Genomic DNA, 21777 nt, shown 5'->3' with positions numbered 1-21777 from the left:
CGAAGAGGAAAACCTCATGAGCCGCATCTTCGGAGCCGTCTGCCAGAACGGGTACGTCGTGCGCGACATCCATGCCGCAATGGATCACTGGGTCAAGGTGATAGGCGTCGGTCCCTGGTACTACATCGATCGCGTCAAGACCGATTACTTCCGCCACCGTGGCAAGGCGTCCGACGTGGAGATGAGCATCGCGCTGGCGAATTCGGGCGATCTGCAGATCGAACTGATCCAGCAGCGCAATGATGCGCCCTCGATGTACAAGGAATTCCTCGCGGCCGGCCGTGAGGGCCTGCAGCACATGTCGTTCTGGACCAGGAATTACCAGGCGCTCTACGACCGCGCGCTGTCGCTCGGTTACAAGGTCGGGCACGAGGGCCAGATCGGCGGCGAGCAGGGTCGCTTCGCCTATTTCGACACCGAGGCCCATCCGGGAACGATCATCGAAATATCAGACATCAGCGGCAGCAAGGGGCGCTTCTTCGAGCGCGTCCGGCAGGAGGCCCAGAGCTGGGACGGCTCCGATCCGATCCGCGACGTGAAGAGCCGTTGAGCGGTTTGGCAGGAGCGTGCCGGCAAACCAAAGCAATCAGACCAGTCCGGGCGAGAGACCCTGATTGCGACGTTGGGAGGCAAACAAGACATGCGCGATAAATTCTTCCAGCGGCAACTCGGCCAGACCGGCGTCCAGACCGCCGCCATGGCGCTCGGCTGCTACTCCATGAGCAGCGCCTATGGCGCGCGGTCCGACGATGAATCGAAAGCGGTGATCCGCCGCGCGGTCGATCAGGGGATCAGCTTGATCGATACCGCCGATTACTATAGCTGGGGGCACAATGAGCAACTGGTCGCCGCCGCGCTGCGGGGACGCCGGCATGAGGTGCTGATCTCGTCGAAGTTCGGCTACATCAGGGCCGAGAAGGGGTTCGGCATCTGCGGCGATCCTGCCTATGTCGGCAAGGCCTGCGACGAGTCGCTGCGCCGCCTGGCGACCGATCATATCGATCTTTATTTCCAGCACCGGCTGGACCCGCAAGTTCCGATCGAGGACACCGTCGGCGCGATGGCCGAACTCGTGGCGCAAGGCAAGGTCCGCGCCCTCGGCCTCTGCGAAGTCTCGGCAAAGACGTTGCGGCGCGCCTGCGCGGTGCATCCGATCACGGCGGTGCAGGCCGAATATTCGCTCTGGACCCGCGACGTCGAGGCCGAGATGCTCGACGTCTACGATGAACTCGGCGTCACGCTGATGGCGTTCTCGCCGCTCGGCCGCGGCATGCTGACGGGCCGGCTGCGCAGCCTCGATCAACTCGGACCGAAGGATGTGCGCCGGCACTTCCCGCGCTTCTCAGCGGAGAATTTTCCAAAGAATGTCGCGCTGGTGGACCGGCTTGGCGCACTCGCGCGCGAGCTCGGCTGCGACGTCGCGCAGCTCGCGCTGGCCTGGCTGCTCAACCGCAACCCGCGCATGATCGCGACCTGCGGCTGCGACACGCTGGCCTTCCTCGCCGAGAATCTGGGCGCGCTGAATATCCGCCTCAGCGAGGCGCGGATCGCAGAGATCGCCGAGATGTTCGCGCCGGGCAACGTCAGCGGCGATCGTTACAACGCCGCGCTGATGCAGATGCTCGATAAGTAGCCGTGTGACTCACAAGCAGCGCAACATACTCGCCGTCGTCCCGGGCTTGACCCGGGACCCATAACCATGAATGCGAATTGCTTATGCGACGCTGGGGCCACAGCCTCCTTCAACAACAGAACCCTGTGGTTATGGGTCCCTGCTTTCGCAGGGACGACAGTTGTGGATGCCGCCGCAATTGCGTACCAAGCCGAGACGACAACGTAGCGAGCCTACCTTCCCCTAAACTCCGGCTTGCGCTTGTCCATGAAGGCGCGGCGGCCTTCGCGGAAATCTTCGCTGTCCATGCAATCGATGCCGACCTGCTTGATCGCGGCCATGTCGCGGTCATCGGGGTCCTTCAGCACCTGCGCGATGGTGATCTTGGCGGCCTTGATCGCCAGCGGCGCGTTGCCCGAGATGGTGCGCGCGATCTCCATGGTCGCATCCCACAGCTCGGCATCCGGCAGCACGCGATCGACCAGCCCGATCCGCAGCGCTTCCGCGGAATCGATCCGCATGCCCGTGTACATGATCAGCCGCGCCCAGGACGGGCCGACCAGCGAGACCAGATGGCGCAACCCGTCATAGCCATACGCGATCCCGAGCTTGGCGGCGGGAATGCCGAACTGGCCGCTGGCGCCGGAGATGCGGATATCGGCCGCCATCGCAACCTGCATGCCGCCGCCGAGGCAGAAGCCGCGGATGCAGGCAATGGTCGGCTTGGGGTAATCGGCAAACAAAGCGCGCTGGGCTGCGCTGCGCCGGGAATATTCCTCCGAGGCTTCCGCGTTGTGCCTGGTTTTCTCGAACTGGCTGATGTCGGCGCCCGACACAAACGCCTTGTCGCCGGCGCCCACGAGAATCACGACCCGGACCCCCGGATCGTCGCGCAACGCGGTCAGCGCCTGGCCAAAGCCCTCCCACATCTCCAGCGACATCGCATTGCGCTTGTCGGGATTGTTGAAGGTGATTACGCCGACGCCGTCGACCACGCTTTGCAGGATCTTGCCGTCGGCGAGCGATGTGTGGGGAACGTTGAGCATGAGGGAGATCCAGTCTGGTTCGGAAGCGAGGAGAGGGCCGCGATGACGAACCCAGAGGCCGGCTGTCCCGGCCCCCAGCTTGTGGTTCCAAGTCTAGCGAAAGCCGCGGGCAAGTCATCCCACCGGGAACGACGACCTGACGCGCGTCGCGCGCTTCCCGGGCTGTTGCGTCAGGATCTAGCCCTTCGCGTCCAGCTCTTCCGGATCCTGTGCCGAGCGCACGCGGGAGATGTCGTCCGATGCTGCCGAAGCGCGCGCCGCCGCGATCGCGATCTCCCGCGCGAGGGTGGTGCACTCCGCCCACAGCAGAAAGAACACCAGCGGCGGCCGTTCGCGCGCCTCGAGCATTTGCCTGCAACGCTCGGCAGCGCCGTCGATCGCCCACCATTGCCGTGCGACGACCATGACCTTGCGGAAGCTGCGCAAGGTGCCCGAGAATTGATGCGGATCGGCATCCGAGATGGCGACGCAATGGTTCAGCCAGTTCAGCGCGGCGTAGATCGCGATCCCGTAATCGTCGATCGCCGTTCCCGTGAAATCGATGACCGTGTTCTCATGCGGGCTTTGCCGCAGGAAGGCGTCGATCATCTCCGCCTGGCGCGCCGGATCGACCAGCAGCGACGTGTCCTGCCGCGGTACCATTGGGATATAGCGCATCGCTTCCAGCCTTGTGTGCTCCCATATCGCGCGGATATCGCCTTGTGCGTCGCCCGGCTTGCGCTTGCAGGCCGGATAGACCAGCGCGCCATTGTCGACGAGGTCGAGATAGCGCGGCACCGCCTTGTCGAGTGCGGTGAGCAACGACACGGGATCATCGAGGCCGCCGAAGCCGATGTCGGCGCCCTCGGCGGGTGCAGGGTCCTTGACGCGTGTCCAGCCAAAATTGGCCATGGGGACGCCCCGATCTCAACCTGGCCGCAGGCTAGATCGAAAATGCGGCAAATCAAATGCGGCATTTGCGGCGAGGGGAGAGGTCCGGTGGGCAGGCGGGGTTTGGCCGGATTGACGGGGCAAGTCCCCGCTCCTAAGTCACGGCAGTCGATTGCCTGCTGGCCCACGGCTGAGTGAGAAAATAGAGGTGACGAGATGACGGACACGCCACGGACGATCGGCGAGATCGCGAGTTTCCACGCCCATGTCTATTACGATCCCGCGACCAGCCGGGGCGAGGCGGAGCGCCTGCGCAGCTGGATCGGCGAACGCTTCCTGGTCACGCTCGGGCGCTGGCACGACGTCAAGGTCGGCCCGCACGATCAGGCGATGTTTCAGGTGGCGTTTGCGACCGAGCTGTTTCCCGTGCTGGTGCCATGGCTGATGCTCAACCATGGCAGCCTGAGCATCCTGGTCCATCCGAACACGACGAACCCGCGTCGCGATCATCACGCCGATCCGCTGTGGATCGGGACACCGCTTGCCGTCCATGCCGACAAGTTGCCCGAAGAGTCCGAGATGGAGCAGGCGCCGGCCCCGAACACGACGCCGACGCTGCGTCCCTGAGGTCGGCGCTGCATTGCACCCAAATCTTGGCACCCAAGTCCAGATCGTCAAAAGTCTGGATCGTTAAAATTCACGCCAATTTCACCACAACCAAGTCGTTTCAAACTCATCGCGTTTTGCAACGTGGGGTTAAGTCGCCCTTCCTACGCTTTGCCCAACAAATATCGGGTTGGGCGCATCGGGCATGTTCTTCTCGTTTCGAAGCTGGTCACTATGGCGGGTGGTTGGTCCGCTGATCGCGATCGTGCTGCTGCAGGCCAGCCTGTCGGCCGGCAGCCTTCAGGTGATGTCCGCGGTGCGGGCCTATGTGGCGGGCGAGAGCTTCTGGTCCAAGGGGCAGAAGGACGCCATCCACGACCTGCAGATCTATGTCAGCACCGGCGCGCCGGATTACCTGCGGAAGTTCGATGCCGCGATTGCGGTGCCGCTGGCCGATCGCGTCGCGCGGCTCGCCCTTGAGACGCCTGGCAACAACGATGCCGCGGCGCGCGCGGCCTTCGCCAAGGCAGGCAATCATGATGACGACATTGGCGGCCTGATCTGGCTGTTCAAGTACTTCCGTCAAATGCATCACGTCGCCGGCGCGGTGACGGCATGGCGGAATTCGGATCCGCTGCTCGATCAGCTCATTGAGATCAGGAACGAGGCCGCCAACGACGTTGCGCTGCACGATCCGTCCGCTGCGACCATCAGGCACTGGGTTGAACGGATCAGCGTTGTCGACGCGGCGCTGAGCACACTCGCCGTCGACTTCTCGGATCACCTGGGACAGGCGTCGCGCCAGGTCTCCTCGCTGCTGCTGCTGATCAATGTCGTGATTGCGGCGTGCCTCGCCGGTATCGTCCTGGTCCACACGCGGCGGATGTTGCTGCGGCGCTGGCTGGCCGAGACCGCGCTTGCCGAGGAGAAGGAGCGCGCCCAGCTCACCCTGGCCTCGATCGGCGACGCCGTGATCGTGACGACGCCGGACGACCGCGTCAGCTATATGAATCCCGCCGCGCAGCGCCTGATTACGGCAGGGCAAGACGCGACCGACCGGCCCGTCGCGTCCTTGTTCAGCATCGCCGAGCAGCCGGTACAGGGATCGTTCCGGACCACCGAGGCCGACGGTGAAAGCCAGCCGCGGCAGCGGCTTCTGCTGCGGCCCGATCAGTCCAGCGTCCCGGTCTCGGTTGTCGAGACTCCGATCACGCATGTTGGCGACTGGGCCGGCCGCGTCATGATCATTCACGACATGACGGCGGAGCGCCGGCTGGTTGAGGAGCTGGCATGGGCCGCGTCGCATGACGCCCTCACCGGGCTCGCCAACCGGCGGCAGTTCGAGTTCGAGCTTCACAAATCGATGTCGGGAAGCGCCGATCTGATGCTGATCGATCTCGACCAGTTCAAGATCATCAACGATACCTGCGGCCATATGGCCGGCGACCGGCTGCTGAAACAGGTGGCCAAGCTGCTGGCGGGCGAGGTCGGTGGCAGCGGGTTGGTCGCGCGTCTCGGCGGCGACGAGTTCGGCATCCTGCTGCGCGAGGCTGGCGCGAGCGGGCATGAAACCGCCTCCGATGTCGCGGAGCGGCTGAGGGCCGTGGTCGAGCAGTCGAGCTTCGTTTATGAGAGCTCGGGCTTCCGGATCAGCGCGAGCATCGGTCTGGTCCGGCTGGACGATTGCGCCGGCGTGCAGGACGCGCTGCGGCTTGCCGACGTCGCCTGCTTCCTTGCCAAGGACAAGGGACGCAACCGCGTCCAGGAACACCGTCCGTCAGACACCGACATGACGGTGCGTGTCGCCGAGATGAACTGGGTCCAGCGCATCCGCAAGGGATTGGACGAGGAGCGCTTCTGTCTCTACGAGCAGGAAATCCGTCCGATAGGCGGTGTGCTGAAGGGCCAGGAGCGGCGCGAACTGCTGCTGCGGCTGCGCGACGAGAGCGGCGCCCTTGTGTCGCCCGGCAGCTTCCTGCCTGCCGCCGAGCGCTACGGCTTGATGCCGTTGATCGACCGCTGGGTGGTGCGCCGCGCCTTCGAGATCATCGCGGAGCGCAAGCACACCCTGCGCAAGGTCGCGGGCTACGCCATCAACCTCTCCGGCGCCACCATCGGCGACGGTGAGTTTGTCGACTTCGTCACCGAGCTGTTTGCGCAATATGACGTGCCGCCGACGATGGTGTGCTTCGAGATCACCGAGACCAGCGCGATTGCCAATCTGGACGACGCACAGACATTCATCGCGCGGCTGCGGGAGATCGGCTGCAGCTTCTCGCTCGACGATTTCGGCACCGGCATGTCGTCGATCGCCTATCTGAAGCACCTGCCAGTCGATTTCATCAAGATCGACGGCTCGTTCGTGAAGGAGATCCTGCACAGCAAGGTCGATCGGGCGATGGTCGAAATGATCACCAAGACCGCGAAAATCATGCAGAAGCAGGTGGTCGCGGAGTTCGTCGAAAGCCTCGCCATCCTCGACGAGCTGCGCCTGATCGGGGTCGACTACGTCCAAGGCTACGCCATCGGCAAGCCGGTTCCGGTGCTTACCCTGCGGGAGGAGAAGATCGCCTGAAGCCGGAATTGTCCCGGATCGGGACATTTTCCTGGCATTTCAACCGCTTAAGCACTGATTCTCCGGCATTTCCGACCCCCAAAGAGGCTAAAAAAAACCTACCCTGGCCCCTCCGGTCTCGAATATGCCTTACTCGAATTCCCTGATATGATGAGCATTCGGTGAATCCCGCGTGGGCCGGAACAGGCCCCAGACCGCCGACTTGGGGATGGATGGGTCAGAGAACGACGAAAGCTGCCGGGCGGGGGTTAAGCCGCGGCATCTCTTTGGTGGGCAGTACGGCATTTGCCGTCGGCGCGCTCGCCCTGTCGTCTGCCTTCGCCGCCTGGATGGTTGGCCTTGATCCCACCGCGTGGCTGCACGGACCGGCCTTCGCCAATACCTCTGCTGCGCTGACCTTCGACGATCGCTTCGGCTCGCGCTCCACGCTCAGCTCGGCTTCGCTTTATTATCCATCGCGCCGCGGTGTCCGTTCGGACCGCGGCGATTTCCAATCCGAATTCGGTCACATCGAAGACGCACTGGCCGGCCAGCTGCGTGAGTCGCAGACCGATCTGCCCAGCCAGTCGGCCGCAGCCGCAGGTGCCGGGGTTCCGATGCCGCGAGCCCGGCCGGCCGAGGCCAATTTGCTCGCGCGGAACGATCAGTCACCGCCGCCGGTGCCGGTGCAGCAGGCCGATAACCGGACGTTCCTGCAGAAGGTCGCCGACATGATGCCGGGCAAGCTGCAACTGGCGTCGCTCGATCCCAATGGTGGGCTGCTGTCCGGTCCGAGCCCCGATCTCGGCGCGCTCGGCTATGACAGCACCACCGCGGTCTACGACATCACCGCGCGCGTCGTGTACATGCCCGACGGGACCAAGTTCGAGGCGCATTCGGGTCTCGGCAACCTGTTGGACGATCCGTCGCATGTGAACGCCCGCAACGCCGGGGCGACGCCGCCCGGCGTCTACGAGATGAAGCCGCGCGAAAAGCTGTTCCACGGCGTGCCCGCGCTGCGGATGACCCCGGTCGACGGCAGCGACACGTTCGGACGCGTTGGTCTGCTGGTCCACAGCTACATGCTCGGTCCGAACGGTGACTCCAACGGCTGCATCTCGGTCAAGAATTACGACAGGTTCCTGCAGGCCTACCGCAGCGGCACGATCAGGCGCATCGCCGTCGTGATCAACGTTCAGGACACGCAGTCGGCCTCGACCCGCTCGCCGTCGAACTCGTAAATCCCTTTCCGTCAGAGCCTAATGCATCCCGTCGTGTCCAGCGGGGGAGGCGCCGTTGGCGCGTCGGAACGCGCGAGAGAACATCTCGCGTAGTCCGACCTTGCCGATGGAAAGGTCGGAAAATTGCGCATTGCGAAGCTGGTTTGAGGCTGTTGCGCAGCCGCGTGCCAGGAAACAATTATCAATTTCTGTATACAGAAATGTTCGAAAAGAGCATTTTTTGAAAAGATTTAGTGCGCGACATGAAAATATTGTATACATAGAGTATTCAAAGATGCTCCTTGAGCGAGGATCCGATGTCAAAACCCTTCCCGATGAATGCCTGGTACGCGGCCGGCTGGGACGCCGACATCAAGCACGCGCTGTTGCCGCGCACGATCTGCGGCAAGCATGTCGTGATGTACCGGACGGGCGACGGCGAGGTCGTGGCGCTGGAGGATGCCTGCTGGCACCGTCTGGTGCCGCTGTCGAAGGGCCGGCTCGACGGCGACACGCTGATCTGCGGCTATCACGGCCTGAAATACAATGCGCAGGGCCGCTGTACCTTCATGCCCTCGCAGGAGACGATCAATCCGTCGGCCTGCGTGCGCGCCTATCCGGTGGTCGAGCGCCACCGATTCGTCTGGCTCTGGATGGGCGATCCCGCGCTGGCCGATCCCGCGCTGGTGCCCGACATGCATTGGAATCACGATCCGGCCTGGGCCGGCGACGGCAAGACCATTCATGTGAAGTGCGACTATCGCCTCGTCGTCGACAATCTGATGGACCTCACGCACGAGACCTTCGTGCACGGCTCCAGCATCGGCAATGAGGCCGTCGCCGAGGCGCCGTTCGACGTCAGCCATGGCGAAAAAACCGTGACGGTGACGCGCTGGATGAAGGGCATCGACGCGCCGCCGTTCTGGGCCAAGCAATTGCAGAAGCCGGGCCCGGTCGACCGCTGGCAGATCATCCGCTTCGAGGCGCCGTGCACCGTCAATATCGACGTCGGCGTGGCGCCGACGGGGACCGGCGCGCCGGAGGGTGATCGCTCGCAGGGCGTCAACGGCTATGTGCTCAACACCATCACGCCCGAGACAGACAAGACCTGCCATTACTTCTGGGCTTTCGTCCGCAACCACCGCCTCACCGAGCAGCGCCTGACCACGGAAATCCGCGACGGCGTCGCTGGCATCTTCCACGAGGACGAGATCATCCTGGAGGCACAGCAGCGCGCGATGGACGAGAATCCGGACCGCGTGTTCTACAACCTCAACATCGACGCCGGTGCGATGTGGGCGCGGCGGGTCATCGACCGCATGGTGGCCAAAGAAAACCCACCGCAAAATCCGCCGCAGCACCTGCAGGCCGCGGAGTAGGTCATGGCGGAACGCGAGACCGATCGTTCCGTGTCGCAGACCGTGCGGGCGCAACTCGCGTTGCGTGACCTGATCCTGTCGGGTGGCCTGCGCCCGGGCGAACGCATCTCGGAATTGCAGGCGGTCGAAACCATCGGCGTGTCGCGCACGCCGGTGCGGATGGCGCTGGTGCGGCTCGAGGAGGAAGGCCTGTTGGAGGCAATCCCCTCCGGCGGCTTCATGGTCAAGGCATTCTCCGAGCGCGATATTCTCGATTCGATCGAGCTGCGCGGCACGCTGGAAGGTCTTGCCGCACGCTTTGCCGCCGAGCGCGGCGTCTCCGCGCGCGATCTCGAGCCGTTGAAGGAGTGCCTCGGCGAGATCGACGGCCTGGTGCGTCAGGACCCGATTTCGGTGGAGGCGTTCTCGTCCTATGTCGCGCTGAATGCGCGCTTCCATGCGCTGCTCACGGAGCTGTCGCGCAGCCCTCCGCTGATCCGGCAGATCGACCGTGCCTCGGCGCTGCCGTTTGCCTCCCCAAGCGGCTTCGTGATGGCGCAATCGGCGCTGCCCGAGGCGCACCAGATCCTGCTGATCGCACAGGATCATCATCGCATCGTGGTCGACGCCATCGAGAATCGCGAAGGCGCACGGGCCGAAGCGATCATGCGCGAGCATGCCCGGCTTGCCGCGCGCAATCTGCGGCTGGCGTTGCGCAACCGCACCCATCTCGATCTGCTGCCTGCGCTGGCGCTGATCAGGTCGGTGGCCGACTGAGCGGAGAATTTTATGCGCTTCATCGAAACCTGGATGCCTGCAACGCTTGTCGCGACGCGCGACCTCACGCCGGGCATTCGCGAGTTCCTGTTACGGCCGGACGGATTCGCAGCCGCGCACTATGCCGTCGGCAGCCATATCCAGGTCGGCGTCACTGTCGATGGCCAACCCGAGACGCGCTCCTATTCGCTGGTCGGCGAGGCGGATCCGCAGGGCTATCGGATCGCTGTCCGCCGCGCGCCGGATTCGCGGGGCGGCTCGCGCTACATGTGGTCGCTTGAGCCGGGAGCCCGCCTCACCATCACGCGGCCGGCGTCGCTGGTCCAGCTCGACTGGACGCGCAAAGATTTCTGCCTGGTCGCCGGCGGCATCGGCATCACGCCGATCGTCGGCACCGCGCAGGCGCTCGCCCGCCGCGATGCTGACGTCACGCTGCATTATGCGGTGCGTTCGCGCGAGGACGCGGCTTATCTTGATGTGCTCGAGGCCCTGCTCGGCGATCGCCTCGTCGTCCATGCTGGCGACGAGGGCCGCAGGCTCGATCTCGGGGCGGTATTCGCGGCACTGCCTCAGGATGCGATGGCATTGTTCTGCGGCCCGATGCGGATGCTGGATGCGGCGCGGCACGCCTGGGAAGCAGCCGGGAAGCCCACCACCGACCTGCGCTACGAGACCTTTGGATCGAGCGGCTTGCTCCCGACCGAGGCGTTCCGCGTCCGCCTGAAGGACGAGGGCGTCGAGCTGGTGATTCCGCGGGAACGCTCGATGCTGGACGTACTCAACGAGGCCGGGTACGAGGTGATGAGCGATTGTCGCCGCGGTGAATGCGGCGTCTGCGCGCTTGACGTCGTTGCTATCGACGGCGAGATCGACCATCGCGATGTCTTCTTCAGCGACCACCAGAAGCGGGAGAGCCGCAAGATCTGCGCCTGCGTCTCGCGTGCCCGCGGCAGCATCACGCTGGATACGTTGCACCGCGCCGATGCGATCTGACGGCGGTGGCTCGTGCTACGCCGCGTGCACGGATCGCTGCAGGGTGGATATCTCGCTAAGCGACATCGGCCGGCCGATCAGATAGCCCTGAACCTCGTCGCAGCTGGTCTGGCGCAGATATTCGAGCTGCTCGGCGGTCTCGACGCCTTCGGCTACGACGCCGATCTGCAGGTCCTGCGCTAGCGCAATCACCGATTTGACGATCGCGGCACAATCCGGCTGGGTCAGCATGTCCCGGATGAAAGATTGATCGATCTTGATGCGGCTGAACGGCAGCTTGCGCAGGTAGGTCAGCGAGGAGAATCCGGTGCCGAAATCATCGAGCGCGACCGTCAGACCGAGCTCGAGCAGCGCGTTCAGGATCGCGGGCGCCGATCCGTATTTCGAGATCAGCATCGATTCGGTGATTTCGATCTCGAGCCTGTTCGGCGAAACATTCGCCTCGGTCAACGCCTGCACGATGGTCTGCAGGATGCCCACGTTCTGGAACTGGACGGCAGAGACGTTCACCGCGATCCGGATATCGTCCGGCCAGCGCGACAGCGTCGTGCAGGCGCGGCGGATGACCCACTCGCCGAGCTGATGGATCAGCCCGCTTTCCTCGGCGATGGGAATGAAGACGGTCGGCGGGATCAAGCCGCGAACCGGATGCTGCCAGCGCAACAGCGCCTCAAAGCCCGTGATGCGGCCTTTGCGGAGATCCAGGAACGGCTGGTAGACGAGGAACAGCTCGTCCGCCTCGATGGCGCGCTCGAGGTCGCCTTGCAGAGCCCTGCGGTCGCGCGCCGACTTGTCGTCATCAGCCTCGAAGAAGCAGATGCTGCCGGGCCCGGATTTCTTCGCCCGATACAGTGCGATGTCGACATGCTTGAGCAGGTCGTGGGGCGTGTTGCCGTCCCGCGGCGCCAGCACGATACCGACGCTGGTGGCACCTGATATCTCGTATCCGTCGATCAGGAACGGGTCGGCAAAGGCCGCCACGAACTGCTCGGCGATCGCGAGCGCGTCTTCCGTCCTGGTCAGGTTGGACATGATCAGCGCGAATTCGTCGCCGCCGATGCGGGCGACATGCTCAGCCGCACGCGTGCAGCGCTGCAGCCTGGCCGCAACCTGGACCAGGAATTCGTCGCCGGCGGGATGGCCGAACCTGTCGTTCACCTCCTTGAAGCGATCGAGATCGAGCAGCAGCACGGCGAATTCCTCGCCGGACCGCGCCAGCCGCTTCAGCGCGCCGTCGAGCGTCTCGTTGAAGGCAACGCGGTTCGGTAGATGCGTCAGCGGATCCTGCCGCACTGTCCGTTCGGCGTCGTGCTGGGCGATGATGCGCCGCCTGAATTCGAGCGAGTTGACGAAGACGCCGCGCAGCAGCACGGCGCCGTAGACCACGACCAGGACAGCCATCAGCAGATAGACGAAGTCACCGTCCCTGCCGAGGCAGATCGCCGTGCCGAGGAAAATCGGCGCGGTGAACGCGATCGCGGCGATCGGGATGGTGGCGAAAGCGAACGCGCCACCCGCGAGCATGCCGGCGCAGAGGCAGGTGATGACCAATTGTCCGCCGCTCGATGCGTCGGCGAAGAAGGCGACCGGGACGATGCCCCAGGTCGCACCGAGCGCCAGCGCATTGCGCACCAGCCGGTACATGGTTCGGCGCGATACGAATTCCGGTTTTGCGACGCGCCGCGACCCGCGCGCCTGCAGCCCGAAGAACGTTGCCGCGCTGATCACGGCGGCCGCCCAGATCAGGGCAAAGATCCAATCGGGCGATTGCCACAGCGCAACCGCGAGCACCAGGGCGTTGCAGGCATTGGCCAGCATGATGCCGACCGAATAGCCGAGCACGAGCGAGATCTGCTCGGCACGGATGTGACCTGCGAGGGCTTCATCCGTCGGTGGTGCGCCGAATGCCGCCAGGTCACCCGCGAACAGCTTCGCGGCATATGATCTCAGATACGTACGCATCACAACGCTGCTTGCGCGATTGGGCCCGGCGCCAGACCGCAGAATTCTCCGCAAACCTTTGACAAACTATGAACTATTCGGAGGCATCGAGCCACGGCAACGCCACCTTCGGGTTCCAATCCCGGGCATTGCTAACAAATCGATACAAATGCGCGAGGAGATGGCGCGCCCGGCAAAACCTGCCGCCCGCCACCTCGCTTGATCCCCCGCGTTTTTTCGCGAAGAGTCGCGTTCCCGCGACGGCAAACCAGAAGGTGCGCGCATGAGCCTCCCGATGACCAACCACGATCCGGGATTTCGCATCACGCGGGCCAGCCATGTCGTCCTTGCTGTCCGCGACCTCGCGGCGAGCCGGCGATTCTATGAAAGGGTGGTCGGCCTGATCCTGACCGCGGAGGAGGGCGATGCGCTCTATTTCCGCGGAGTTGAGGAGGCCTGTCATCACAGTCTTGTGTTGCGCAAGGGCAAGGACGCCACCTGTGCGCTGCTGGGCTTGCGGGTCTTTAGGGATGACGACCTCGATCGGTTGAGGGCCTTCTTCGAGGCGCATGGATGTCGGGCTGTTTGGGCCGAGGTGCCGCATCAGGGGCGCACGTTGCAGGCGATCGATCCGGCCGGCACGCCGCTTGAATTTTGCGCGACCATGCCGGTCGTGCCGCGCATGATCACCAAATTCACCCGTCACGCCGGCGGCTCGGCGCTGCGGCTCGACCATTATCAGGTGCTGACCCCCGAGGTGCGCAAGGCGACGGAGTTCTACATGGCCGCTGGGTTTCGCCTCAGCGAGTATATCGCGCCAACTGATACGTTCGATCTGCGCGGCGTGTTCCTGCAGCGCAAGGGCAATCCGCACGACATCGTATTCTTCAATGGTGCCGGACCGCGGCTGCATCATTTCGCATTCCTCGCGCCCGAGGTGCATCATTTGCTGCAAGCCTGCGATCTCGCCGGCGAACTCGGCTATGGCGCATCGGTCGAACGCGGCCCGGGACGGCATGGGCCGGGCCATGCGATGTATGTCTATATGCGCGATCCCGATGGGCATCGCGTCGAGCTGTTCAACACCCACTACCAGATCATGGATATCGAAAACGAGCCGGTCGGCTGGGATCCGAGCGACCATACGCTCTCGTTCCCCTGGGGCCTTCCGGCGCGGCAGGCCTGGTTTGAGGAGGCGACGCCGTTTGCCGATGTTGCGATCCGCGAGCCAGAGGTGAAGCCGAAGCCGCTGACGCTCGAGACCTATCTCGCGAAGTAGCATGTCCATGTCCGTCGAGAATTCCGTCTATGACGTGGCGATCGTCGGCCTCGGGCCAGTCGGCGCCATCTTCGCCAATCTGCTTGCGCGCGACTTGTTGAGCGTCGCAATCGTCGAGCGTGCCATTGATATCTACGACAAGCCGCGCGCGATCACGCTTGACCATGAGGCGCTGCGCGTATTCCAGGCGATTGGGCTCGGCGATTTCATCGAGCAGGCGATCGCCCCGCACAACGGCTCGCACTATCTCGGCGTCGACGGCGAGATCATCAAGATCTTTGACCCGATGCCGCCGCCATATCCGCTCGGCTGGGTCCCGAACGTCACCTTCGTGCAGCCGGAGGCAGAGCAGGCGCTGCGCGACAAGCTCGCTGGTTTTGCGAATGCCGATGTCTTTCTCGCGGCTGCGGGCGTGTCGCTGCGGCAGGACGACGGCGCGGTGACCCTGACCGCGCGGCGTGAGTCGGGCGAAGACTTGACCATCCGTGCGCGCTATCTGGTCGGCTGCGACGGGGCCAACAGCTTTGTGCGCAAGCAGCTTGGCGTCGGCCTGGAAGATCTCGCCTTTGACGAGTGGTGGATGGTGGTGGATACGCTGACCAGCGAGCCCGCCAAGCGGCCGGCCAAGAGCTTTCAGTATTGCTCGCCGTCGCGCCCCGGGACCTTCGTGCCGGGCCCGCGCAATCTGCGGCGCTGGGAGATCAAGCTGCTGCCGGACGAGGATCCCGAGATAGCCGGCGCGCCCGACAATGTCGTCAAGCTCCTCAAGGGCTTTACCGACATCTCCGACCTCACCATCTGGCGCTCGGCGGTCTATCGTTTCCACGCTTTGCTCGGGCAGCGCTGGCGTGACCGCCGCGTGCTGTTGATGGGGGACGCCGTGCACCAGACGCCGCCGTTCCTCGGGCAAGGACTTTGCGCCGGCATCCGCGACGCCGTGAACCTCGCCTGGAAGCTCAAGCTGGCGTTACGCGGCGACGCCGACGATGCGCTGCTCGACAGTTACGAGATCGAGCGCAAGCCGCATGTCCGCGCCGTCGTCGCCAGCGCCAAGGAATTCGGCACGATCATCGGCGAACTCGACCCCGTGGCGGCCGCCGAACGCGACGTGCGGCTGCGGGCTGATCTGAAGTCCGGCAAGGCCGAAACGATCCGGCAGAAGTTCATTCCAGATCTCGTCTCGGGTCTTATTGCACGCGACGCGAAGCTCGCAGGGCGGCTGTTCGTGCAGCCACATGTGCGCGCACCGGATGGGGGCGTCTGCCGCCTCGACGATCTGCTCAAGTCGGAATTCGCAATCGTGACGGCGGCAGCGGAGCCGATGGCCTGGCTGTCGGATGCGTCGCGGGCCGGCTGGCAGCGTCTGTCCGGCGAGCGCATCATCATCACGGCCTCAGGCGAAAGCACGGATGCCAAGGGCATCCTGACCGTGGTCGAGCGCGACGGGCTGTTCGCCGACTGGATGCGGCAGAACGCCGCCGCGGCGGTGATCGTGCGGCCTGACCGTTATGTCTTTGCTGCCGCTGATAGCGTCGACGAGCTCAATATGCTTGTTGAGCAACTGCTCCAGAACCTGAGCGCGGGGCGCTAGTCTTTTCAAGACGGCGCTTTGTCTGTACCACCGGGAGAAAGACGTCTCGGGGGAAACCAGTGAATACCAATAATGATGCGGCGGAATATGACTACATCATCGTCGGCGCCGGCTCGGCCGGCTGCGTGCTCGCCAATCGCCTGAGCGCCGACGGCAAGCATTCGGTGCTGCTGCTCGAGGCCGGGCCCAAGGACACCAACATCTGGATCCATGTCCCGCTCGGCTATGGAAAATTGTTCAAGGAAAAATCCGTCAACTGGATGTACCAGACCGAGCCGGAGCCCGGCCTGAACGGGCGGCAGGTGTTCCAGCCGCGCGGAAAAGTGCTCGGCGGGTCCAGCTCGATCAACGGCCTGCTCTATGTCCGCGGCCAGCACGAGGACTACGACCGCTGGCGCCAGCGCGGCAATGCCGGCTGGGGCTATGATGACGTGCTGCCCTACTTCAGGAAGGCGGAAGATCAGCAGCGCGGCGCCGACAAATATCATGGCAGCGGCGGCCCACTGCCAGTGTCCGACTGGCGGCATCACGATCCGCTGTCGGAAGCTTTCGTTGTTGCGGCGGCCGAGGCCGGCATTCCCACCAACCCCGATTTCAACGGCGCGACCCAGGAGGGCGCGGGCTTCTTCCAGACCACGACACGGCGCGGCCGGCGCGCCTCTACGGCACGGTCCTATCTGCGCCCGGCGATCGCGCGTGGCCATCTGCAGGTCGAAACCTCGGCGCTGGCCCAGCGCATCCTGTTCGAGGGTCGGCGCGCCCGCGCGGTCGAATACCGGCAGGAGGGGCGGCTGCGCACGGCAAAGGCGCGCAAGGAGATCCTGGTGTCTGGTGGCGCGTACAACTCGCCGCAATTGCTGCAGCTCTCCGGCGTCGGCCCGGCCGACCTGTTGAAGCAGCACGGCATCGAAATAGTGCTCGATGCGCCGGGTGTCGGCAACGACCTGCAGGATCACATGCAGGTGCGTATCGTGACGCGCTGCGCGCAGGCCATCACGCTGAACGACGTCGTCAACAATCCGGTCCGTCGCGTCATGGCCGGCCTGCGCTATGCCGTGCTGCGCAAGGGGCCGCTGACGATCGCGGCCGGCACGTCGGGCGCGTTCTTCAAGACCAGCCCGCGGCTGGCGTCGCCCGATATCCAGATCCATTTCCTGCCGTTCTCGACCGACAAGATGGGCGAGAATCTGCATCCGTTCTCAGGCTTCACGGCGTCGGTGTGCCAATTGCGCCCGGAGAGCCGCGGCTCACTCAAGATCAGGAGCGCGGATCCGTCCGTGCCGCCGGAAATCCGCATCAATTACCTGGCGACTGAGACCGATCGTCGCGCCTTCATCGACGGCATGCGTATCCTGCGCAAGATCCTGGCCGCGCCGGCGCTGAAGGCTTACGCCGTCGATGAGGTCGATCCCGGCGCCAAGGTTGTCAGCGATGACGATCTGCTTGAGTTCTGCCGCCGTACCGGCAGCACGGTCTATCACCCGACCTCGACCTGCCGGATGGGCAACGATCCGCTCGCGGTGGTCGACCAGCGGCTCAAGGTGCGCGGTATCGAAGGCTTGCGCGTGGTCGATGCGTCGATCATGCCGGACTTGATGTCGGGCAACACCAACGCGCCCACCATCATGATCGCGGAAAAGGCGTCAGACATGATTCTGGAGGACGCGCGGTAGGGAGTGTGGTGCTGTAGCTTGGTAGCCCGGATGAAGCGAAGCGAAATCCGGGGCCGCTTTATCTGTGGAGCGAAGGTCCCCGGATTACGCTGCGCTCCATCCGGGCTACAGGTTTATCCCCGATATGCCCGCACCCGTCTCACCATCTGCTCGACATGGGCGATCGGCGTGTCCGGTTGGATGCCGTGGCCGAGATTGAAAATCAGCCGTCCCTTGCCAAAATTCTCCAGCACGTCGTCGACCGCGCGGTCGAGCGCCGCGCCGCCGGCGATCAGCGCCAGCGGATCGAGGTTGCCCTGGACGGCAACGCGCGTCTGTACGCGCTCGCGGATCATCGACGGTTCGGCCGCCCAATCGATCGACACCGCGTCGACGCCGGTCTGCTCGACATAGGCCGGCAGCAGGCCGCCGGCCCCGCGTGGAAAGCCGATGATTTTGGCGTCCGGCACCTGTTTGCGCACGCCGGCGACGATGCGCTTCGCCGGCTCGATCGACCAGCGCGAGAATTCACGCGGCGGCAGGACCCCGGCCCAGGTGTCGAATATCTGCACGCAATCGGCGCCGGCCTTGAGCTGGCCGACGAGATGTTCGATCGAGCTTTCCACCAGAACGTCGATGATCTTTGCGAACGCATCCGGGTGGCGATAGGCGAGCATACGCGCCGGCGCCTGATCGGGCGTGCCTTGTCCGGCCACCATGTAGGTCGCGACCGTCCACGGGGCGCCGCAAAAGCCGATCAGCGCGATATGCGGCGCAAGCTCGCGCCGGACGCGGCGTAGCGCCTCGTAGACCGGCTCCAGCTTGCTAAAATCCGCGCGCGTGGCGAGTGTTGCGATCTGCTCGGGCGTTGCCAGCGGATCGAGCCGCGGACCCTCGCCGGCCTCGAAGCGCACCGAGCGGCCGAGCGCGTAGGGGATCACCAGGATGTCGGAGAAGATGATCGCGGCGTCGAAGTTGAACCTGCGGATCGGTTGCAGCGTGACCTCAGCCGCATAGTCCGGCGTGAAACAAAGATCGAGAAAGCTGCCGGCCCTGGCGCGCAGCTCGCGATATTCCGGCAGATAGCGGCCGGCCTGCCGCATCATCCACAGCGGTGGAACGCTCTGCCGGGTGCCCGACAAGACGTCGATGAAAGGCTTCGTCTCGGAATCCTGGGGCACGCGAAAGTTCCTGATCACAGTCGAAATTTGTTGCCCGTGATACACGCTGCGTCGCAACAGGCCAAGGCGATTGTGGAACTCCGGCTCAAGCGGGCGCGTTGTGCTGGGATGGAGGACCACATGGCTGAGAAATTCGATCCTGCGGCGCATGACAAGCACGCTGACCATCCGCGCGAGGCACTTGCCGCCGACCGCGACACCCACGCCAAGCTGCAAGCCGGCCTGGAGGACAGCTTTCCGGCGTCCGATCCGGTCAGTGTGACGCAGCCTGCCTCATCAAGGCATGACGGCGACCCGGACGGCAAGTCATTGTGGGACAAGTTGATCGCAGTGTTCCGGTAACCGCGATGCGAACCAAATTCAATCATGCGGCGAATGACTCGCCGCGCAGCGGTGGCTCGAAGACGACGGCGCCCGTGGTATGGGGCGTGATCGTGGCGGCGATCATTGCCGCAGCGCTGTGGCTGATACTGCACGCGTGATACCGCGGGGCGGGGCGGCCTCCCGGAAGGAGGCCACCCCGGGCCAGCCACGGCCTAGACCGGTCCTCGCTCGGGGCGCTGCATCCGATCGAACTCAAAGGTCACGCCGAGCCGGCGCTCGAGACGCCACACGACGACGCAGCGCCGCCGGATCGGTTCGTTCTCGATTTCAAGGTCGAATGCGAACGGAATCGCCACGTCGCTTTCCACGGCGAGCCCGGCGCCGCCGGTCGAGATATTGAGCACGAGGCATCCGATATTGGTGTCGCGGAAGAAGATTGTGCCGCGCTTCATCAGGAGGGTCCGATGACTGTCGGTCTTGTATTTCTTCAGGATCGTATTCACAGCAGTCTCCTACCCCCGTCGTGGTCGTTCCCCTAGTTCACCAGAACCGCCCCGTCGCACCGGATACCCAAGACCCAGACATCGACCTGGCCCAGGCCGATGCCGAGTGTTGCAAGCAAGGATGCCAGCACCTGATCGACCGGGCTCGTCACACCGTTCAAGATGCCTGTGACCAACCCACCCAATCCCGGAATCGGAAGCCCGAGCGGACCGACATTGATGGTGAGCGAGAGGTCGCCGAGCAGGCTGCCTGTCAACGATGAAAGAAAATTGGTCGTCGTCACCGTCTTCTTCACCCCCGATTGAATGTCGCTATAGCTGAAATTGACATTCGTCGGCGTGGTGTTGCCCATGCCGGCATGGGCGAGGGCGGCGACCGTTATGAGACCGAGATTGACTATCGTCGCCGGCGGCGGATTGGGCTTGGTCGCGAAATTGGTCATGTCAGCGGGGGTGACGCCGCCGATCCATGCATCCACGATTCCGGGCGTAACGCCGACCGTGACTTGCGATGTGTTGACGTTCGGACGACCGCAAGACACCGCGTTCAGCGTCGCCGTACCCGAGGCGACCTCGACATAGATCGGCAGGTTGATGGTGGAGACGGGGCCGCTGCCGAGAACCTGAATCGATACCAGCAGCCTGGTCTGCGCCGTGTGGACGCTTACGCCCTGGCTGCCCATTTCCATCCAGCTCGATCCGACCGGCCGCTCGCCGACGGTCGCGAGCACGGACACATTGGCGATACCGGGCAAGCCGAGATTGACCGACGTGGCGATCTGATGACTACCGTTGGCGATCTGCGCCACTGCGGACACAAGGTCGAACACCGAAACACTGGCGCTGAGCTTCGGCTTCTGCCCCACTATGAGGTCGGCAAAGGGGCCGACGTCGATCAGTGAACCGGGCGTGATTTTGGTCGTGACGCCGGTCATGGCCTGGGAGATCGACGACAGCGCTGTCGTCGCGGAGTTCGCGCCGTTGGTGGCCTGCTGGGTCGCCAGCGCGGCAGCGATGATGTCGGAGACCTTGACGTTGCCGGTCAGCAAGCTGTCATAGGTGACGCCGGTCACGTTGATCCGTGTTGCCAGTGCCGACAGGAAATCCAGCGCGTCGATCTTTGCGCTGATCAGGGAATTGTAGTCCATCACGGACAGCGACAGCGTCGTGCCGAGCATGCTGCCGAGCATCGCGTTGACCAGCCCTCCGTTGAGCGAGAGCAGCCGCGATCCGATGGCGAAGGAGGCCATTGCGGTCGACGTCGCGGTGGCGGATGTCTGGATCGTATAGCTGTTCGAGCCGGTAAGATAGCGCGCAAAATACAGCGGCGTCTTGGTGTTCAGCGTGACCCGTGCAGCGTTGGCGGTGCCGACCGCCGGGGTCACGAAACGGGACTGTGGTGCTACGGTGGGGTTCGCGGTGTATGTGCCGAGTTGGACGTTGACCAGCGCGCTGGCCGGATAGTTGTTCTGGGTCACCGTCGCGGCGGCAGCATTGGTCGCATTGGTCAGGTTGCTGGCGGCGACCATCGCGGCCAGGTCGGCGGTGCTCTGCGTCTTTCGTCGATCGGCAAAGATCGTACCGAGATCGACTGCAAGGCCCGCGCAGCCGATGACGAGCGTCATCAGGCCCGCGCTCATGATCGCAAAGTTTCCCCGGTGATCGGCGCGGAAGCGCCGCAACAGCGTCAGGATCGCGGCCATCTCAGAATCCTCCGTACTGGATCGCCGCCGAGCGGACGATGGTGCTCGGTGGCGCAGGAACGAACGGCAGGCTGAAGATGAAGTTGCCGGACGCGTTGTAGTTCACCGTCACGACGTAGACGTTTGCGTTCCCCGGCGACGGCGCGGCGCTGACCGAGAGCTTGCCGGGGATCAGCAGCGGATAGGTGGAAGCGTTTGCGGTGACGTAGCTCGTGGCGAGGCTGTTGCGTTCGGTATCGGTCATTCCTGCGACCGATGAACGCGCCGCCTCGGCGGCGAGTTGCTGAACGCCATGCACCATAGCCAGATATGAACCGAAGACGACGATGCCGAATATGAAGGCGCAAAACAGCGGCAGCAGCAGTGCAAATTCGACGGCCGACGCGCCGCTTCGACAGCGAGAAAAACGGATCATGGCACACCTCGAAACGCAAACGGTGGCGCCACGTTGCGAGCCTTAGATTAAGGAAAACTATGAAATTCCTTCCGCGAATCAGAGCCGGTGATCCGCGCAAATGGACGCACCACGCGTTATGGGGTGCACGATACTTTATGGAGAGATCAAAA

Annotated in this window: 20 protein-coding genes; 13 read left to right on the top strand and 7 right to left on the bottom strand. The window is 64.1% G+C overall.

The window, feature by feature from the left end; translation table 11 throughout:
* Window positions 1-16 precede the first annotated feature (16 nt).
* Together UP09_RS23030 and UP09_RS23025 are read left to right on the top strand one after the other, a co-directional pair.
* Entirely contained in the window at window positions 17-550 is a 534-nt protein-coding gene (locus tag UP09_RS23030) for a VOC family protein (protein ID WP_044540575.1), read from the top strand.
* Window positions 551-640: 90 nt separating this feature from the next.
* Entirely contained in the window at window positions 641-1633 is a 993-nt protein-coding gene (locus UP09_RS23025; RefSeq protein WP_044540574.1) for an aldo/keto reductase, read from the top strand.
* Between the two features lie 212 nt (window positions 1634-1845).
* On the opposite strand, the gene UP09_RS23020 is transcribed toward UP09_RS23025, so the two are convergent.
* Together UP09_RS23020 and UP09_RS23015 are read right to left on the bottom strand one after the other, a co-directional pair.
* The gene (locus UP09_RS23020; protein WP_044540573.1) at window positions 1846-2658 is read right to left on the bottom strand and encodes an enoyl-CoA hydratase; all 813 of its coding nucleotides are present in this window, start codon (window positions 2656-2658) and stop codon (window positions 1846-1848) included.
* Window positions 2659-2835: 177 nt separating this feature from the next.
* Window positions 2836-3549: a hypothetical protein gene (locus UP09_RS23015; RefSeq protein ID WP_044540572.1), complete on the bottom strand. Its 714-nt coding sequence runs from the start codon at window positions 3547-3549 to the stop codon at window positions 2836-2838.
* Between the two features lie 195 nt (window positions 3550-3744).
* On the opposite strand from UP09_RS23015, the gene UP09_RS23010 reads away from it, so the two are divergent.
* From UP09_RS23010 to UP09_RS22985, 6 genes are all read left to right on the top strand, one after another.
* Window positions 3745-4155 carry a DOPA 4,5-dioxygenase family protein gene (locus UP09_RS23010; protein ID WP_044540571.1) on the top strand — a complete coding sequence of 137 codons (411 nt, stop codon included), beginning with the start codon at window positions 3745-3747 and terminating at the stop codon, window positions 4153-4155.
* A 184-nt stretch (window positions 4156-4339) separates the two neighbouring features.
* Window positions 4340-6709 (top strand): putative bifunctional diguanylate cyclase/phosphodiesterase, encoded by a 2370-nt coding sequence (locus tag UP09_RS23005; RefSeq protein ID WP_044540570.1) that lies wholly within the window; start codon window positions 4340-4342, stop codon window positions 6707-6709.
* A gap of 269 nt (window positions 6710-6978) precedes the next feature.
* Entirely contained in the window at window positions 6979-7929 is a 951-nt protein-coding gene (locus UP09_RS23000) for a DUF2778 domain-containing protein (protein ID WP_245302156.1), read from the top strand.
* 296 nt (window positions 7930-8225) lie between these two features.
* Entirely contained in the window at window positions 8226-9287 is a 1062-nt protein-coding gene (locus UP09_RS22995) for an aromatic ring-hydroxylating dioxygenase subunit alpha (protein WP_044540719.1), read from the top strand.
* Between the two features lie 3 nt (window positions 9288-9290).
* The gene (locus tag UP09_RS22990) at window positions 9291-10043 is read left to right on the top strand and encodes a GntR family transcriptional regulator (protein WP_044540569.1); all 753 of its coding nucleotides are present in this window, start codon (window positions 9291-9293) and stop codon (window positions 10041-10043) included.
* A gap of 12 nt (window positions 10044-10055) precedes the next feature.
* Window positions 10056-11036 (top strand): PDR/VanB family oxidoreductase, encoded by a 981-nt coding sequence (locus UP09_RS22985; RefSeq protein ID WP_044540568.1) that lies wholly within the window; start codon window positions 10056-10058, stop codon window positions 11034-11036.
* Between the two features lie 15 nt (window positions 11037-11051).
* Here the strand turns inward: UP09_RS22985 and UP09_RS22980 are convergent, their stop codons facing one another.
* On the bottom strand, window positions 11052-12998 hold the full coding sequence (locus UP09_RS22980; RefSeq protein ID WP_044540567.1) for a putative bifunctional diguanylate cyclase/phosphodiesterase: 1947 nt from the start codon (window positions 12996-12998) through the stop codon (window positions 11052-11054).
* A gap of 262 nt (window positions 12999-13260) precedes the next feature.
* On the opposite strand from UP09_RS22980, the gene UP09_RS22975 reads away from it, so the two are divergent.
* From UP09_RS22975 to UP09_RS22965, 3 genes are read left to right on the top strand one after another with little or no spacing between them, the layout of a single operon-like run.
* On the top strand, window positions 13261-14256 hold the full coding sequence (locus UP09_RS22975; protein ID WP_044540566.1) for a VOC family protein: 996 nt from the start codon (window positions 13261-13263) through the stop codon (window positions 14254-14256).
* Between the two features lies 1 nt (window position 14257).
* Window positions 14258-15847: a bifunctional 3-(3-hydroxy-phenyl)propionate/3-hydroxycinnamic acid hydroxylase MhpA gene (gene mhpA, locus UP09_RS22970; RefSeq protein WP_044540565.1), complete on the top strand. Its 1590-nt coding sequence runs from the start codon at window positions 14258-14260 to the stop codon at window positions 15845-15847.
* Between the two features lie 59 nt (window positions 15848-15906).
* Entirely contained in the window at window positions 15907-17520 is a 1614-nt protein-coding gene (locus UP09_RS22965; protein ID WP_044540564.1) for a GMC family oxidoreductase, read from the top strand.
* A gap of 113 nt (window positions 17521-17633) precedes the next feature.
* Here UP09_RS22965 and hemE read toward each other — a convergent pair whose 3' ends face one another.
* The gene (hemE, locus tag UP09_RS22960; protein WP_044540563.1) at window positions 17634-18680 is read right to left on the bottom strand and encodes a uroporphyrinogen decarboxylase; all 1047 of its coding nucleotides are present in this window, start codon (window positions 18678-18680) and stop codon (window positions 17634-17636) included.
* 120 nt (window positions 18681-18800) lie between these two features.
* On the opposite strand from hemE, the gene UP09_RS22955 reads away from it, so the two are divergent.
* A complete protein-coding gene (locus UP09_RS22955) occupies window positions 18801-19022 on the top strand; it encodes a hypothetical protein (protein WP_044540718.1) in 222 nt (73 codons plus the stop codon).
* Between the two features lie 5 nt (window positions 19023-19027).
* Entirely contained in the window at window positions 19028-19162 is a 135-nt protein-coding gene (locus UP09_RS38760) for a hypothetical protein (protein WP_283806014.1), read from the top strand.
* A gap of 54 nt (window positions 19163-19216) precedes the next feature.
* On the opposite strand, the gene UP09_RS22950 is transcribed toward UP09_RS38760, so the two are convergent.
* Genes UP09_RS22950 through UP09_RS22940 form a run of 3 tightly spaced genes read right to left on the bottom strand, consistent with a single transcriptional unit; the run spans window position 19217 to window position 21625 of the window.
* Window positions 19217-19507: a PilZ domain-containing protein gene (locus UP09_RS22950; RefSeq protein WP_245302154.1), complete on the bottom strand. Its 291-nt coding sequence runs from the start codon at window positions 19505-19507 to the stop codon at window positions 19217-19219.
* A gap of 32 nt (window positions 19508-19539) precedes the next feature.
* Window positions 19540-21210 carry a pilus assembly protein TadG-related protein gene (locus UP09_RS22945; RefSeq protein WP_044540562.1) on the bottom strand — a complete coding sequence of 557 codons (1671 nt, stop codon included), beginning with the start codon at window positions 21208-21210 and terminating at the stop codon, window positions 19540-19542.
* Window position 21211: 1 nt separating this feature from the next.
* Window positions 21212-21625, bottom strand: a complete 414-nt coding sequence (locus tag UP09_RS22940; protein ID WP_044540561.1) for a TadE/TadG family type IV pilus assembly protein — start codon at window positions 21623-21625, stop codon at window positions 21212-21214.
* Window positions 21626-21777 lie beyond the last annotated feature (152 nt).

This window comes from Bradyrhizobium sp. LTSP885, from assembly GCF_000938305.1.
Taxonomy (GTDB): Bacteria; Pseudomonadota; Alphaproteobacteria; order Rhizobiales; family Xanthobacteraceae; genus Bradyrhizobium.
Note: the sequence above shows the minus strand (reverse complement) of the source record. Positions and strands in the feature narration are given on the sequence as shown.

Coding starts and splice junctions, on each gene's coding strand:
- UP09_RS22980 (WP_044540567.1), bottom strand. CDS start 12,998: ATGCGTACGTATCTGAGATCATATGCCGCGAAGCTGTTCGCGGGTGAC.
- UP09_RS22945 (WP_044540562.1), bottom strand. CDS start 21,210: ATGGCCGCGATCCTGACGCTGTTGCGGCGCTTCCGCGCCGATCACCGG.
- UP09_RS23025 (WP_044540574.1), top strand. CDS start 641: ATGCGCGATAAATTCTTCCAGCGGCAACTCGGCCAGACCGGCGTCCAG.
- UP09_RS23020 (WP_044540573.1), bottom strand. CDS start 2,658: ATGCTCAACGTTCCCCACACATCGCTCGCCGACGGCAAGATCCTGCAA.
- UP09_RS22995 (WP_044540719.1), top strand. CDS start 8,226: ATGTCAAAACCCTTCCCGATGAATGCCTGGTACGCGGCCGGCTGGGAC.
- UP09_RS23005 (WP_044540570.1), top strand. CDS start 4,340: ATGTTCTTCTCGTTTCGAAGCTGGTCACTATGGCGGGTGGTTGGTCCG.
- UP09_RS22940 (WP_044540561.1), bottom strand. CDS start 21,625: ATGATCCGTTTTTCTCGCTGTCGAAGCGGCGCGTCGGCCGTCGAATTT.
- mhpA (WP_044540565.1), top strand. CDS start 14,258: ATGTCCATGTCCGTCGAGAATTCCGTCTATGACGTGGCGATCGTCGGC.
- UP09_RS23015 (WP_044540572.1), bottom strand. CDS start 3,549: ATGGCCAATTTTGGCTGGACACGCGTCAAGGACCCTGCACCCGCCGAG.
- UP09_RS22985 (WP_044540568.1), top strand. CDS start 10,056: ATGCGCTTCATCGAAACCTGGATGCCTGCAACGCTTGTCGCGACGCGC.
- UP09_RS38760 (WP_283806014.1), top strand. CDS start 19,028: ATGCGAACCAAATTCAATCATGCGGCGAATGACTCGCCGCGCAGCGGT.
- UP09_RS23030 (WP_044540575.1), top strand. CDS start 17: ATGAGCCGCATCTTCGGAGCCGTCTGCCAGAACGGGTACGTCGTGCGC.
- UP09_RS22955 (WP_044540718.1), top strand. CDS start 18,801: ATGGCTGAGAAATTCGATCCTGCGGCGCATGACAAGCACGCTGACCAT.
- UP09_RS23010 (WP_044540571.1), top strand. CDS start 3,745: ATGACGGACACGCCACGGACGATCGGCGAGATCGCGAGTTTCCACGCC.
- UP09_RS22990 (WP_044540569.1), top strand. CDS start 9,291: ATGGCGGAACGCGAGACCGATCGTTCCGTGTCGCAGACCGTGCGGGCG.
- UP09_RS22975 (WP_044540566.1), top strand. CDS start 13,261: ATGAGCCTCCCGATGACCAACCACGATCCGGGATTTCGCATCACGCGG.